General features: G+C 55.3%; 20 protein-coding genes and 1 pseudogene. 12 read left to right on the top strand and 9 right to left on the bottom strand.

What is annotated here, in order from left to right:
- Window positions 1-19: 19 nt before the first annotated feature.
- The 7 genes and pseudogenes from msrB (ACQG19_RS26030) (at window position 20) to ACQG19_RS26000 (ending at window position 4,512) form a co-directional block, all read left to right on the top strand.
- Window positions 20-463: a peptide-methionine (R)-S-oxide reductase MsrB gene (gene msrB / locus ACQG19_RS26030; protein WP_004099035.1), complete on the top strand. Its 444-nt coding sequence runs from the start codon at window positions 20-22 to the stop codon at window positions 461-463.
- Window position 464: 1 nt separating this feature from the next.
- Window positions 465-1,004, top strand: coding sequence for a peptide-methionine (S)-S-oxide reductase MsrA (gene msrA, locus ACQG19_RS26025; RefSeq protein WP_004099036.1), 540 nt, complete (start codon window positions 465-467; stop codon window positions 1,002-1,004).
- Between the two features lie 132 nt (window positions 1,005-1,136).
- A pseudogene (locus ACQG19_RS26020) lies at window positions 1,137-1,838 on the top strand (glutathione S-transferase N-terminal domain-containing protein).
- The gene (locus tag ACQG19_RS26015; protein ID WP_426726003.1) at window positions 1,835-2,803 is read left to right on the top strand and encodes a magnesium and cobalt transport protein CorA; all 969 of its coding nucleotides are present in this window, start codon (window positions 1,835-1,837) and stop codon (window positions 2,801-2,803) included. Before ACQG19_RS26020 ends, ACQG19_RS26015 begins: the two are co-directional and overlap by 4 nt.
- Window positions 2,804-2,894: 91 nt before the next feature.
- A complete protein-coding gene (locus ACQG19_RS26010) occupies window positions 2,895-3,467 on the top strand; it encodes a hypothetical protein (protein ID WP_004099040.1) in 573 nt (190 codons plus the stop codon).
- A gap of 87 nt (window positions 3,468-3,554) precedes the next feature.
- The gene (locus tag ACQG19_RS26005; protein WP_004099042.1) at window positions 3,555-4,004 is read left to right on the top strand and encodes a hypothetical protein; all 450 of its coding nucleotides are present in this window, start codon (window positions 3,555-3,557) and stop codon (window positions 4,002-4,004) included.
- Between the two features lie 106 nt (window positions 4,005-4,110).
- Window positions 4,111-4,512: a RidA family protein gene (locus ACQG19_RS26000; protein WP_004099044.1), complete on the top strand. Its 402-nt coding sequence runs from the start codon at window positions 4,111-4,113 to the stop codon at window positions 4,510-4,512.
- A 30-nt stretch (window positions 4,513-4,542) separates the two neighbouring features.
- On the opposite strand, the gene ACQG19_RS25995 is transcribed toward ACQG19_RS26000, so the two are convergent.
- The 9 genes from ACQG19_RS25995 to ACQG19_RS25955 all read right to left on the bottom strand — a co-directional run bounded on the left by ACQG19_RS25995 (window position 4,543) and on the right by ACQG19_RS25955 (window position 11,149).
- Window positions 4,543-5,814, bottom strand: coding sequence for an MFS transporter (locus ACQG19_RS25995; protein ID WP_094935733.1), 1,272 nt, complete (start codon window positions 5,812-5,814; stop codon window positions 4,543-4,545).
- On the bottom strand, window positions 5,802-6,314 hold the full coding sequence (locus ACQG19_RS25990) for a DM13 domain-containing protein (RefSeq protein ID WP_004357637.1): 513 nt from the start codon (window positions 6,312-6,314) through the stop codon (window positions 5,802-5,804). The genes ACQG19_RS25995 and ACQG19_RS25990 overlap by 13 nt, the downstream gene beginning before the upstream one ends.
- Window positions 6,315-6,317: 3 nt before the next feature.
- Window positions 6,318-6,788, bottom strand: coding sequence for a TlpA family protein disulfide reductase (locus ACQG19_RS25985; RefSeq protein ID WP_011191345.1), 471 nt, complete (start codon window positions 6,786-6,788; stop codon window positions 6,318-6,320).
- Window positions 6,789-6,939: 151 nt separating this feature from the next.
- The gene (locus ACQG19_RS25980; RefSeq protein WP_004357632.1) at window positions 6,940-7,245 is read right to left on the bottom strand and encodes a DUF1330 domain-containing protein; all 306 of its coding nucleotides are present in this window, start codon (window positions 7,243-7,245) and stop codon (window positions 6,940-6,942) included.
- A 47-nt stretch (window positions 7,246-7,292) separates the two neighbouring features.
- Window positions 7,293-7,724: a GlcG/HbpS family heme-binding protein gene (locus ACQG19_RS25975; RefSeq protein ID WP_004357630.1), complete on the bottom strand. Its 432-nt coding sequence runs from the start codon at window positions 7,722-7,724 to the stop codon at window positions 7,293-7,295.
- Between the two features lie 73 nt (window positions 7,725-7,797).
- Window positions 7,798-8,808 (bottom strand): zinc-binding alcohol dehydrogenase family protein, encoded by a 1,011-nt coding sequence (locus ACQG19_RS25970; protein ID WP_011191343.1) that lies wholly within the window; start codon window positions 8,806-8,808, stop codon window positions 7,798-7,800.
- 352 nt (window positions 8,809-9,160) lie between these two features.
- A protein-coding gene (locus ACQG19_RS25965; RefSeq protein ID WP_223274117.1) for an IS1 family transposase occupies window positions 9,161-9,858 on the bottom strand; the annotation gives its coding sequence in 2 pieces (ribosomal slippage) (window positions 9,161-9,609 and window positions 9,609-9,858; 699 coding nt in all).
- Window positions 9,859-9,908: 50 nt separating this feature from the next.
- Entirely contained in the window at window positions 9,909-10,211 is a 303-nt protein-coding gene (locus tag ACQG19_RS25960; protein WP_223878984.1) for a hypothetical protein, read from the bottom strand.
- A gap of 2 nt (window positions 10,212-10,213) precedes the next feature.
- A complete protein-coding gene (locus ACQG19_RS25955) occupies window positions 10,214-11,149 on the bottom strand; it encodes an AraC family transcriptional regulator (protein WP_002123001.1) in 936 nt (311 codons plus the stop codon).
- A 122-nt stretch (window positions 11,150-11,271) separates the two neighbouring features.
- Here ACQG19_RS25955 and msrA (ACQG19_RS25950) point away from each other — a divergent pair, with 122 nt between their 5' ends.
- The 5 genes from msrA (ACQG19_RS25950) (at window position 11,272) to ACQG19_RS25930 (ending at window position 13,664) form a co-directional block, all read left to right on the top strand.
- On the top strand, window positions 11,272-11,760 hold the full coding sequence (gene msrA / locus ACQG19_RS25950) for a peptide-methionine (S)-S-oxide reductase MsrA (protein WP_069785042.1): 489 nt from the start codon (window positions 11,272-11,274) through the stop codon (window positions 11,758-11,760).
- A 3-nt stretch (window positions 11,761-11,763) separates the two neighbouring features.
- A complete protein-coding gene (locus ACQG19_RS25945; protein ID WP_005403706.1) occupies window positions 11,764-12,024 on the top strand; it encodes a glutaredoxin in 261 nt (86 codons plus the stop codon).
- A 31-nt stretch (window positions 12,025-12,055) separates the two neighbouring features.
- Window positions 12,056-12,496, top strand: a complete 441-nt coding sequence (gene msrB, locus ACQG19_RS25940) for a peptide-methionine (R)-S-oxide reductase MsrB (RefSeq protein ID WP_005403705.1) — start codon at window positions 12,056-12,058, stop codon at window positions 12,494-12,496.
- Between the two features lie 54 nt (window positions 12,497-12,550).
- Window positions 12,551-12,796, top strand: a complete 246-nt coding sequence (locus ACQG19_RS25935) for a glutaredoxin family protein (RefSeq protein WP_011711656.1) — start codon at window positions 12,551-12,553, stop codon at window positions 12,794-12,796.
- 220 nt (window positions 12,797-13,016) lie between these two features.
- Window positions 13,017-13,664, top strand: a complete 648-nt coding sequence (locus tag ACQG19_RS25930) for a peptide-methionine (S)-S-oxide reductase MsrA (RefSeq protein ID WP_223846397.1) — start codon at window positions 13,017-13,019, stop codon at window positions 13,662-13,664.
- Window positions 13,665-13,813: the final 149 nt, after the last annotated feature.

Raw genomic sequence — 13,813 nt, 5'->3', positions numbered from 1 at the left:
TTAATTATTGGAGACTATCATGAAGTTTGAGAAGTCACAGGCAGCAGTTGACCGCCTGACCCCCGAGCAACGCCGGATTACCCAGGATTCGGGGACCGAAAGGCCCTTCACGGGTGAGCACAACGACAACAAGGAGCCTGGCATCTACGTCGACATAGTGTCGGGAGAGCCGCTGTTCGCTTCAACGGACAAGTTCGATTCGGGTACTGGCTGGCCCAGCTTCACCAAGCCGATCGTTCCGGCAAACGTGAACGAGGTGCGGGACAGTGCACACGGCATGGTCCGGACGGAGGTCAGGTCGGTACACGCCGACAGCCATCTGGGCCACGTTTTCCCGGACGGTCCTTCCGACCGCGGCGGTCTGCGCTACTGCATCAACTCTGCGTCCCTTCGCTTCATCCCGCGCGACGAGATGGAGTCCGAGGGATACGGTGAATATCTCGATCAAGTAGAGGAGGCTTAACATGCATCAGCGCGCTGTTCTCGCAGGAGGATGTTTCTGGGGCATGCAGGATCTGATCCGCAAGCGGCCCGGCATCATCTCGACCCGTGTGGGTTACACGGGCGGCGATATTCCGAACGCCACGTATCGTAATCACGGCACGCATGCCGAGGGGATCGAGATTGTCTTCGACCCGACAGTGACGAGCTACCGGCACATCCTGGAATTCTTCTTCCAGATCCACGATCCGACGACGCTGAACCGCCAGGGCAATGATCGTGGGCTCTCCTACCGGTCGGGCATCTATTATGTCGACGAGGAGCAGAAGCGCGTCGCCGAGGATACGATCGCCGATGTGGATGCCTCGGGGCTGTGGGATGGCAAAGTGGTGACCGAGGTCCAGCCGGTCGGCGAGTTCTGGGAGGCCGAGCCCGATCACCAGGATTATCTGGAGAAGCGGCCGGGCGGCTACACCTGCCACTTCGTCCGTCCCGACTGGGTTCTTCCAAAGCGGCATGAGGCCGGCGATGTGAGCCCTGCGGCCGGGGCTGCAGCGGAATAGGCTTCGCTGCCGTTAGTGCCGCGCCGATCCGGTTCGCAACCTCCGACGACCGCTCGAATCGACGCGGTCGTCGAACCCGGCCTTGAAGCAGATCATTCCATTCAGCCGCCGTCGCAGTGCCAGGATCCAGATATGACAGACCTCTCCTCCTTTCCCATCACGCAGCGCTGGCCAGCATCTTATCTGGATCGCTTGCAACTATACGCGGCCCCCACGCCCAACGGCGTCAAGGTCTCGATGATGCTGGAGGAGACTGGCCTGCCGTATGAGCCCCACTTCGTCGACATCTCGAACAACGAGTCGAAGGATCCAGCGTTCGTGTCGTTGAATCCCAACGGCCGCATACCCGCGATCATCGATCCGGCTGGCCCTGACGGCCAGCCCATTGGCATATGGGAAACCGGTGCGATCCTCATCTATCTGGCCGACAAGACGGGGCAGCTCATCTCAACAACACCCGCCCAGCGGTACGGAGACTCTGGCCTGGGTGTTCTTTCAGGTGTCGGGCGTCGGGCCGACCTTCGGACAGCTAGGCTTTTTCCTGCGATTTGCCGGCAAGGACTATGAGGACAAGCGACCTCGGCAGCGCTTTGTTGATGAATCCAGGCGTCTTCTCGGTCTGGATCACCGGCTGGAGGGCCGCGAATGGATTGTCGATGATTACTCGATCGCGGAGATTGCGACGTTTGGCTGGGTGAATGCGCTGGTCGAATTCTACGCAGCGGGCGACATCCTCGGCCTAAGCAGCTATTCGAACGTGCAGGCATGGCTGAACGCGGGCTGGCGCGACCGGCTGTACAGCGTGGCCTGCGAATTCCTGCGAGGCCTGCATGACCATTATCGCCGCATATTATTACAACGAAGGTAAGCGAGTCCGTGAAATCAGGCTCGATGAGCACGTCGAACTAAACGAGAATCGCTCGGGCTTCTGCTGGATCGCGCTTAGCGAGCCCACCGCAGACGAACTCAGCGCGATCCAGACGACGTATAACCTCCATCCTTTGGCGATCGACAACGCCATGCACCCGCTGTGCCCGCCCAAGCTCGAGGTCTACAACGATGAGTTGTACGTCGTCGCCCAGACCGCCGAGCTGGTCGGCGACCGGATCAGCTACGGCAAGATGGCGATCTTCACCGGTCACAATCACCTTATCACCGTGCGGCACGGCAATGCCGGAGCGCTGGGCAAACTTCGGGAGCAACTCGAGGCATCGCCGACGCAGTTCGGCAAGGGTGTCGACTATGTGCTGCACGCGATCTTGCACCGAGTGGTCGACCAGTATCTGCCCATCTTCGAAATGATCGAGGACGACGTCCTGGCGATGGAGCGACGGTCGCTGCACGATTTCCTCGGGCCAGAAGAGGTGGCGCGAATCTTCGAACTAAGGTCCGAACTCACGCGGTTCCAGCGCACGCTCGGGGCTATGGCCGAGCTGGTGCGAAAGCTCGTTCGCGGCCACTTTCCCTGCATCAGCGCCGAAATGACACCATATTTCCACGACGTCGCGGACCATGTCCACCGCGTGCAGTCCATGGTCGACGGCCTCCTGCTCTACCGTTCACTGGTCTTCGAGGCCAGCAGCCTTCTGGAAGCGCAAAGGATCGGTGTGGTCACTCGCCAGCTCGCGGCCTGGGCGGCGATCTTGGCGGTCCCGACGGCGATCGCCGGAATATATGGCATGAACTTCAAGCACATGCCGGAACTGGACACGCCATATGGCTACTTCGTCGTGCTCGGAGTGATAGCGGTGTTCTGCCTTCTCCTATTCATGCGCTTCAAGAAGGCCAAGTGGCTATGAGTAACGCACTTCGCGAGCTTCTCCGTCCGCCGAGTCACAGCGCGCTTTGTGCGCGAGCGTGTCCAATCCAGTTCAAGATGAAGGTGCTTCCATGACCTCCCAGGTGACCGACGTTCTAGAAGCAGTCCAGTCATTCATCGCCAAAGGCTATGACCGCGAATACCGCGTCAAGGACGGCAATCTCGTCGATCTCGAACTAGGGTCAACCCTCGATGCATGCAGCATTCGCGTCGATGCGGCGTTGCGCCTCGAGAGCGGGGACGACGGCGAAGATGCCTCCAACATCTACGCGATCACCGATCCGGCGACAGAGCATAAAGGCCTGTTGATCGACGCCTTCGACGTGTTCCACGAAATCTGCCCCCGCGACTTGTCCGAGCGCCTTGTGGCGCATCGGGAAACAGCACCGGCAGGTGACCAGGACGCGCCGAGCAAGCACGGACTACGGAAAGTCTACAAGAGCGAGTTTCACAGCGATCCCGAGCGTTACGTTCTGCGCGAGGGCTTTCCAGACTTCCCGCCATGCCCTTTCGGCCAATCCTTCAGCATCCTCGGCTTCGATACCGCCGAGCAGGAATATGTCTGGCTCGTCACGAGCATCATTCGAGATCCTCGACTGATCAGGGTTCCATACCAGGGCGAAGACGTCATCAGCGACGAATAGCGGTGTCGCTTAGCCGGAAAGGCTGGCCTTCCTGGCCCACACATCTGCAGGCTGAACTTTAAGAACATCGAAAATTAGGAGGTGATTATGGACTGGAACAAGGACCACATACGAGAAACTATGCTCTTGCTGGAGACAGCAGCGTTGCACAGCGCTCGCGAAAACTACCTGGACTATGTCTCTACCGCTCGGCTCGATCGGAGCGAACCGATCGAAAACGACGAACTAGCTCAGGCCGAGGTCGCGAGCGACTTCGCTGAAGCGCTCGATGACACGCTCCATGACTACGCCAATAAACTCGAAAAGCTCAGGACGATCGATTTCGGCCCCAAGTTGGCCGTCAACGAAGGCGCTGTCGTCAAGCTGTCCGGCCGCCACTTTGTGATCGCGGTGTCAACGAGCAAGTTTACCTGTCAGGGGCGTGAGCTCATGGGCATTTCCACGATGGCGCCGATCTTCGAAGCGATCGAGGGTGCCCGAGCCGGGGAGACCGTGCAGTTCAACGGCCGGGACCTCACCGTAGAAGACGTGGAATAAAGCCCTCCACCGCAGCCGGCGCGCTAGTGCCGAACGCCCTGCATCTCTTTCTGCATGCATACGGTCACTTGCAGCCGCGTTGACCTGGCTCATCAAAGGCAAACTCATGACAACACCTTCATTCTTCATCACCCCCGGATACGGGACGCGCCTGCATGACGCGCTTCATTATTCTCAGGCAATGCGCATTGGTGACCGCGTGGAGATCTCCGGACAGGGCGGATGGAACGACGATCTCGTCATTCCGGAGTCGATTGAGGAAGAGATCGAGCAGGCGTTCAAGAACGTGGAACGGACGCTCGCGACCGCCGGAGCACGCTGGCCGCATGTGGTCCACGTCAATTCCTATCACGTCGGTGGATTCCCTCCCGTGATCAACGAAACAATGGCCAAGCTGTATCGCCACTACATGCCCGACCGCGCTCCAATCTGGACGCAGTTGGGAATCGAAGCGCTGGGGCTTCCAACCATGCGTATCGAAATTCGCGTAACAGCTATCATCGCCTGACCCCGCGGTTCGTGCAGGCGCCGTGCCGCGCTAATCCCGCACGCCCTGCGCCCGCTTCTCCATGCATATCATCGTATCGAGAGATCCGGTTATCATCGGCGTGCTCGGAGAACGGGGGGCCGCCTTGGCCTGGTTGGTGCGCCTCGGCTGCCTGCGGGCGATGGCCAGCACTGCCAGGAGCGTGAGCAACGCCGCCGCATAAAGGAACAGGCCGCCAGGGCCGACGATATTCATTGCAGCTGCTCCTATTAGGGGGCCAGCGGCTGTCCCGATCCCGTTGAGCAACAGAAGCCCGCGCGCGGTGCCGAGTAGCCGACCGGCCGGAAGATCGTCGTTTGCGACGGCGAGACACAACGAATAAATCGGGATGCCAAAGCCGCCGAACAGCGCACCTGCCGCAAGGAGCAGCGGCAGAGGCGCTTCCACCGCCAACGCTACGCCGATGGCAGACGCTGCGGACGCCAGCGCCGCACCGGCGATGACAAGATTCCGGGGCACTCGATCCGAAAGCCAACCGAGTGGCCAATGGAAGGCGAGCGTTCCACCAAGAACCGCAGCCATGAAGGCGGAGATACCGCCCACATCGAGGCCGATGCTCTGGGCGAAGTTCGCGCCCATGCCCCAGAAACCACCGATAGCCAGGCCGGCCAGGAAAGCGCCAGCCGCAGCGAGAGGTGATACGAGGACGAGGTCCCTGAACGCGACCCATTCCTGTTCCACCTGGGCCGGCGGATGACTGGGCAGCAAGGTGATCGGAACCACCGCCGCTGATATCAGCAGCGACACGATGAGGAACAATGTCACGTCGGCGGGCGGTGCGATGTTGAGTAACGCCTGCCCGATTGCCCATGAGCCCATAGAGACAACTCCGAATATCGACAGGAGCTGCCCGCGTGTGGATGGCAATGCGTGGGCGTTGAGCCAACTCTCCGTTGCGAGGATCATGCCCGCGTAGGCGAAGCCGGTAATCAGGCGAAGCGGCATCCAGGCGATCGGCTCCACGAACGCCACATGGAGAAGGGCGGTCATCGAGGCAATGGCCGCGAAGCCGGCGAAGGTTCTGACATGTCCCACGGAGACGATGATCGGTGGCAACACGAGCGCGCCGATCGTGAAACCCGCGAAATAGAAGGACATCATCGCGCTGATCGCGCCGGTCGAGAACCCCTTATGGCCGGCTCTCACGATCAGGAGCGTGCTCAGCAGGCCATTGCCCAGCAGCAGAGCGGCGACGCTCAGCAGCAGCGCCGCCACCGGCGCGAGAACGAGGCCGCGCTTGCCCGCCGACCTCATGGTATCCATCGCCGGGCTCGTTCTCGGGCCTGACTTGAGGGTTGATACTCTGCCGCACTGATGAACTGGTCGAATGCTTCGCACCAGATGACGACCGTGTTGTAGTCACGGACATCGATGCCGGCAGGCACCTCGACGATGAAGCCGTTGAACGTCTTCACATCGCCCACGCGGACTGATCTGTCCTTGATTAGGAGAAAGGCCTCCTTCGTGTCGACGAAACGTGGTGCGAGGTAGAGCTTGTAGTCGGGACCAGGGGCGAGGCGCCCGATATGGGCGATACGGTCGCGCGAGACCCGGATCTCGCCTTCCCCCCAGTGAAGCAGGTCGCTGCCTTTGAGATCGCGGGCCAGACGCCCTGCGTAGAGCGTCTCGGCTGAGATGGTCCGCAAGGCCGCCGCGTCCGGGGCCTGGGGGGCGGTCAGGATCGGCAGCGTGTAGACACCGCCCGCGAAGCCCATGGCGAGCATCGCGAGATGGGTGGCAATCAGGATGACCCAGCGCCGCATCGGTTACACCAGCTCCAGTCCCTTCACGAGCTGATCGGCGTCGAGATGGAAGTCCGAGAATACGATGCGGCCGCCAGCGTCCATCACGGAGAACCAGGGCGTTCCCCGCGTGCGGTAGTCCTCCATGAAGGTGGGAAGCGTCGCGCCGGCAGGTGGCTCGTCCTGACCGAACGCGACAGGAAGCGCATACTTGAGCTGGTTCACGCGCAGCTTCTCGAAGGTGTTCTCATCCGCTCCTTCGAAGACGGTCTGGATCACCGCGAAGCCCACGCCCTTGGCGCTCAATGCACCATGCAACCTTTGTAGCGTCGGAAATCCATGCAAATGGCAGCCACGGCACCAGTGCTGGAAGGCGAAGAGGACTTTCGGGCCGGTGCCGAGATCCGACAGCTTGAGCGGCGCGATGCTTTCTCCATCCGCGCCAATCCATCTCTGCACCCGCAGCTCGGGGGCTTGTCGTTCGTCGACGCTCATCTGATCCTCCAATTCCGATGCAGAAGTCCGATGAGTGGTCGCGTGTGGCGATGGCACGCGAACCTCACCGCCTTGATCCCCTACAGGTTGTAGGATGCGAGTTCGCCGACCGATACCTCGTGGCCAGCCCCGCCGTTCTTCCGTCGGTGTGTCACCGCCGCCCCTCAATGACAAAGGCGCGATAGCGGGAACCGGCAAAACGGTGCGCAGCGATGGTTTGGTAGGCGGGGCTATGATACCAATCACGGGCGGCCTGCATCGTCGGGAACCGCAAAATTACGGCCCCTTCGACGGGCGGCCCCTCCAAATGCTCCATCGCGCCATAAGCGGCGAGAAAGGTTACGTCGTGGCCATCGAACGATGGGCCGACGCCTGCAGAATAGGTTGCGAGTTCTTCCGGATCGGTGGTTTCTTCGCGGGTGAAGACGACGAACGCTTCCATCTTAAAGTCTTTCATAAGGTCGCATCTGCAGGCCACCGCCGCTGGCGATGGCCTTAAAGTCGTCAGGCTGGCAGCTCGAACCCGATTTTCGTGAGTGCCTCGACGCACGCATCCTGATCCTGCTGATAGTTGCCTCCGGAGATGCCGATCCCGCCGATCAACTTCCCGTCTTCCAGGATCGGATAGCCTCCGCCGACAGCGACCATCCGGGGGCGATAGGCCAGCGGCGCCACTTTTGGATCGTTCGAAACATAGTCGTTCCAGACATGGGTGGGGTACCCAAACGAGGCGGAACTCCAAGCCTTGTCGATGGCAACATCGACGGTGAGAAACGGCGCGTCATCAGTGCGCTCGAACGCGCGCAGGTTACCGGTGGCGTCGACGACGGCGACCGCAGCCGGGATGCCGATTGTACGTGCCGCGGCGATCGCCGCGTCGATGAGGGCGACGGCGGTTTCGCGGTTGATCGAGGCGGTGGCAATGGATTTCGTCATGAAATTTCCTTCGCCGTGGCGTAATCCGTCCGGCGTTCTTGAGGTTAGAAAAGACGTTCGGCGGTGGCAGTCATCAGAAGCCTTCGAGGACAATCTTGCCTCTTGCCGCGCCACTTTCGATCAGTGCGTGCACCGTCTTCAGATTGGCGGCATTAATTGGCGACAATTTTTCGGTTAGCGTCGTGCGAATTTTGCCGTCGTCCACCAGCACCGCCAGCGAATTGAGGATCTTGCCCTGCTCATCCATGTCGGGCGTGCCGTAGAGCGACCGTGTGAACATCAGCTCGTGGTGGATCGACACTGCCTTGCGCTTGAACAGCATGACGTCGAGCGCCTTGGGATCGTCGATGAATCCGAACCGTCCTTGCGGGGCGATCAGTTCGGCGATGTCGGATGCATGCTGCTCGGTATGCGTGGTCGAGAACACGAAAGCGGGAGCGCCGATGTTGAGCTCGGCAATCTGTGGCGCGAGCGGCCGAGAGTGGTCGATGACATGATGAGCCCCAAGCCCTTTAACCCACTCCTGGGTTTCCGGCCGAGAGGCGGTGGAGATGACGATGAGATCCGTGCGCTGTCGAGCGATCTGGATGGCGATCGACCCGACCCCACCCGCACCACCGATGATGAGGATCGCCGCCGCCCCGGGAACGGGCTTCGTCACGTCCAGGCGATCGAACATGGCTTCCCAGGCCGTCAACGTCGTGAGTGGCAGCGCCGCCGCTTCCGCCCAGTCGAGCGACGCGGGTTTACGACCGACGATCCGGGCGTCGACGAGATGGAACTCCGCATTGGTGCCAGGCCTTATGAGCGATCCGGCATAATAGACCTCGTCGCCTACCGCGAACTGCGTCACGTCGGGGCCGACCTCTTGCACGATCCCGGCCGCATCCCATCCCAGCACTTTCCAATCGCCATCAGCGGGCGGCGTGCTGCTGCGGATTTTGTAGTCGACCGGGTTGACCGAGACAGCCTTCACCTCAACCAGGATATCGCCTCCTTCAGCGACAGGCCGAGGCAGATCAATGTCGACCAGAGAGGCGTCCTCGGCGATGGGTCCCGGAACCTTGTAACCAACGGCTTTCATCGGTGTCTCCAGCTTGCTGTATCCTGAAGTCTTATCGATCAGATCGAAATTTCTTCCGAAATATACTCAGGATTTAAAGATTTCGCGTGTCAGACTATGAAGGTATGCGCGCAACATATCCAATAGCGGTACGACATAGTTTCCATACCTCGGAGCCGGATTCAGAAGTTTATCGAAAATAGCGGTTTATTGCTGTTCGGCGGGTGAGCATCCGGATGGAGGCGATAAGCGCCCAAGCGGTTGAGGAGTCGACCTCTCAGCGGTCGCGTTGGCAGGGGCGATCTCGCCCGCCGGTCTCACACCAACGTTGGCAAGCGACGGCGTCCGCTCGAAATCCGGTAATGACTCCAACTTACTGATAGTGTTTTATGTTCAGATAATGCCCGATGACTTTGTCATGCAGCTCCACCGATTTTGAGAACGACAGTGACTTCCTGCCCAGCCTTGCCAGATGCTGCCTCAGATTCAGGTTATGCCGCTCAATGCGCTGCGTATATCGCTTGCTGATAACGTGCAGTTCTCCCTTCAGGCGTGATTCATACAGCGGCCAGCCATCCGTCATCCATACCACGACCTCAAAGGCCGACAGCAGGCCCAGAAGACGCTCCAGCGTGGCCAACGTGCGTTCACCGAATACGTGCGCCACAACCGTCCTCCGTATCCTGTCATACGCGTAAAACAACCAGCGCTGGCGTGATTTAGCGCCGACGTAACCCCACTGTTCGTCCATTTCCGCGCAAACAATGACGTCACTGCCCGGTTGTATGCGTGAGTTTACCGACTGCGGCCTGAGTTTTTTAAGTGTCGTAAAATCGTGTTGAGGCCAACGCCCATAATGCGTGCACTGGCGCGACATCCGACGCCATTCATGGCCATATCAATGATTTTCTGATGCGTACCGGGTTGAGAAGCGGTGTAAGTGAACTGTAGCTGCCATGTTTTACGGCAGTGAGAGCAGAGATAGCGCTGATGTCCGGCAGTACTTTTACCGTTACGCACCACGCCTTCAGTAGCTGAACAGGAGGGACAGCTGATAGAAACAGAAGCCACTGGAGCACCTCAAAAACACCATCATACACTAAATCAGTAAGTTGGCACCATTACCCGTGAAGCTGATTCAACTCGTGCCTCAGTTGCTCCTTCGTATATTCCTTTTCGATTTGCTGATGGAGGATGCCATTAGCGTCAATCTGAGCTTTTAACACCAGAAAGAGAAGCACTGAACCCAGAATTTGTACAAATGGGCTTGAAATACCTCCAAGAACATCTCCTATTTCGCCATAACCTTTCAAATATTGCAGCGGAAGAAGAGGTGCAAACAAAGGGATAAGCAGGCAAGCCGCACCACCAATGACTATGACCCAGAAAGCTATTTTGGTAACAGGAGAGTTATAGATATTCATTTTTACACCTTTTCAGAATTTTCTTTTCTGTACGCGCTAGGAGTTTTGCCAATTTTTTTCTTAAACAACTTTTGAAAGTGTTCATGTGCCGGATACCCAATGGCTTCACTCACTTCGGGAACAGACTTACCGGATTCTTTAAGCAGCTGCTTTGCTTTTTCAAGCCGACAATAGGTTAAATAATCAAGAGGTGTCATGCCTGACAGCTCCTTAAATTTGACGCTGTAGTTCGTACGCGACATCCCCGCAATCCCGGCGAGATCGTCAAGACCCCATTTTTTATCGAGACTATGATGAATAGCTTCCAAGGTTTTGCTGAGTTGCGGATTTTCGATCAGTTTGAAGAATCCAGCATTTTTATTGGATTTGTACATGTGGATTCTTAACGCTTGCACGAAGATAATTTCGGTCAGCTTTCTGACTAACGTGTTGCTTCCAGGAAGCCCTGATTTTGCTTCCTGCTCTATAATACTTAAAAGCATGGCAAGCCAAGGCGAGTGGGAGTTATCAGCACTCTTGATATGCACGACATTTGGCAGCGAATTTAAGAATGGATGATCGGGTCCGCCATTAAAACAAAAATGTCCGCAAACGACGTTGGCTTTGAGCTTGCTCTGATCACCGTATTCCAAAACTTGAGCTTCGGTGAGGTTGGCTTTAGCTCTAAATTCGACCGCAGGCTCGGCCTTGATTTTTGGTGCACTGGCCATGGTGTGCTCCATCCCTTTGAAAAAGATCAAAATATCGCCCTGCTCCGCCAATGCTTTAAGTTTAAGTTTTGGCACCTCATACCAAAACTCGCCATGAGTCACGATGTGAAATCTCGCTAGATTCTCTTCCTGCGGGAGGCTGATGCCCCAGTCTCCCGCAAATGAGGTTCTATACCAGTAGCTGCTAGTAAGCTCTACCTTATCTAAAATTTCACTGAGAACATCCATATGTAGCTCCTACGTAAACTGTCCAATAGGTCATGTTATACGAACTATTGAACATATTATATCTATTTTACATGCTGTAAAGTCAGTCTAATCAGTAAGTGGATGAAAACTAAGGAGGCTTTATGAAACTAGATTATGTGATCGTTGCCGGAGGGTGTTTTTGGGGTCTCGAAGACCTCCTTAGGAGTCTGGACGGTGTGACGTCAACGAAGGTGGGCTACTCTGGCGGAGATTTTGATGATCCTACCTACGCCGATATTATAACAGGGAAAACGGGGCACGCCGAAGCGGTTCGCGTGGAATACGACCAAGACGAAATATCTCTCGAAGAGATTCTACATTACTTTTTCAAAATCCATGATCCGACTACGAAGAATCGCCAAGGAAATGATGTTGGCACTTCGTATCGCTCGGCAGCGTTCTATCGTGACGATGCACAGAAAGCGATTATCGAAAACGTGATTGATGAGGTCAATGAGATCGGTCGCTTCGAGAATGAAGTGGTCACGACCGTCACCCTGGAAAAAGAATTCTACGACGCTGAGGCATATCACCAAAACTATTTGCAGAGGAATCCCAGCGGATACTCTTGCCATTTTGAAAGAGACTAAATCATGAACCAAATGAACGAGGAAAAAATGAAAGCACTTAAGAATGTTGTTATTTATACGAAAGACCATTGTCCATTTTGCGCACGCGTGAAGAATTACCTAACTGCTGAAAAGGTCGATTTCAAACAAATTCGCGTAGACGACGATCCGAAGACTTACCTGGAGTTGAAGGAAAGAACAAATCTCCAAACTGTACCGCAAGTTTTTGTGGATGGAGAATTCATTGGTAGTGCTACAGACTTCTTCTCGTGGATTGATAGCTAAAGAGTGAACCCTAAAATAAAGGAGCAAATATATGTTCAATTGGAAAAGCATTTACAACTACCTGGATAACGGCACTCCCGCGCCTCCCAAAAAAGTAGAAAAGAGCGAGGAAGAGTGGAAAGAAATTCTGACGCCAGCGCAATTTCGGGTCATGCGGATGAAAGGCACCGAACGCGCGCACACCGGAGAACTCTGTTCATTTTATGAAGCTGGAAGGTACGCCTGTGTGGGCTGCGACACCGAACTCTTTGACTCGAACCTAAAGTTCGATTCGGGAACGGGATGGCCGAGTTTTTCTGAGCCAGTCGCAGACAACGTAATTCAATATGAACTGGATACGACCTTCGGGCGCAGAATCGAAGTGCTATGCAATGTGTGCGAAGCCCATCTGGGGCACGCTTTTCCAGACGGTCCTGAGCCATCAGGGGTCCGATTCTGTATTAACTCGGAGTCATTGAAGTTTGTAGAATAATTTTTAAATCGAGGGGGTTTATGAAAGTGAACCTTTTGAAAAAAGGAGCCGTTCGTGTTGATTAAGCTGTTCGGTCATAAAGACTGCCATAAAACCAAGATTTACCATTCGTACTTGCAAGAAAAAGGGAGCCAGTTTGTTTTTTTGGATGTTCATGAAGACGACGCGGCTGCTGATGAACTGTGCTCCCTCTATTCGAACGGAAAGCTGAATTTCCCGACAATAGTGGTTGGGACAAAGAAGCTGAGAAACCCCAAGTTCAAGGACCTTGACAGGTGGTTGGAAGCTTCAATGAAATAATGAGTTTTTTAGAATTATTAATAACTTAATAAGCAGTAAGATCAATGATTACAGCAATTTTCCGCAGTTGTGTTACCAAGAAACATGCTGCGGAGTTTTAGCAAAGATACTTCATCAAGCTGGTGTTGGAAAACGTGGTCTTATCGTCGTTTGCACGGCGTGAGGAATGGGAGTGGCTTCAATTTTTGAAAGTTAGGTGAAAAATATGTCGGATCTAAAAATGAATAAAGAAGACGGTGTTGAAAGCTATGAATTTGCAACCCCTGAAGCAATCGAAGAAGCATTGAAAATCGGGAAGCTTAGTCAAACGGTTTTCGGCATGGGTTGCTTTTGGGGACCGGATTCTAATTTTGGAGGGACGCAGGGAGTAGTGCAAACACGTGTTGGCTACGCTGGAGCATCAACTCTGGATCCGAGTTACCGCAACATCAACGGACACGCCGAAGTCGTCAGAGTGATCTACGATAAAGACCAAATCAGCTACAGGGAACTTCTTGGAAGTTTTGAATCATGGTCTGTTCATGGTAGAAAGCAGGGCCAGTATCGCCAGATACTTTTTGTTTTTGATCTGGAGCAAAAACAAGTAGCTGAAGAACTGATTCAAGCGATTGGAAAGGAGAAATCTCCCGAGGTGATTGAGGCCGGAGAACAAAATGGTTATTTTTGGCCCGCCGAAGATTACCATCAAAAGCATCGTCTTCGCAGAAACAAACAGCTTGTAAGTCTTGCAGAAGTAGATTTCGGTCCTCGCTGGGATGAACATCTGTATTTTACTAAATTAAATAGTACCGATAGAAAAGGCTTCAGTCTCTCAAGCTGGCTAAAAAAGTTGTCTCCGGAAATGCAGAAAGCTTACCGAATCGGTTAATCTGAAATTGCAGCTGGCTAAAGAACTCTATTTTCTATATGTAAAGAATGTGACGATCTCCTTCACATGGAGTCCAAGAGAGCATAAAAAATCTGTGTAAGTCGCATTACCCATGTATTTGAAAGGAATAAATAATGCCAATATCAGAC

Source organism: Enterobacter cloacae complex sp. 277I4, from assembly GCF_050031465.1.
GTDB lineage: Bacteria > Pseudomonadota > Gammaproteobacteria > Enterobacterales > Enterobacteriaceae > Enterobacter > Enterobacter cloacae.
The sequence above is the reverse complement of the archived record's forward strand: the minus strand, read 5'-3'. Positions and strand labels throughout refer to the sequence as shown.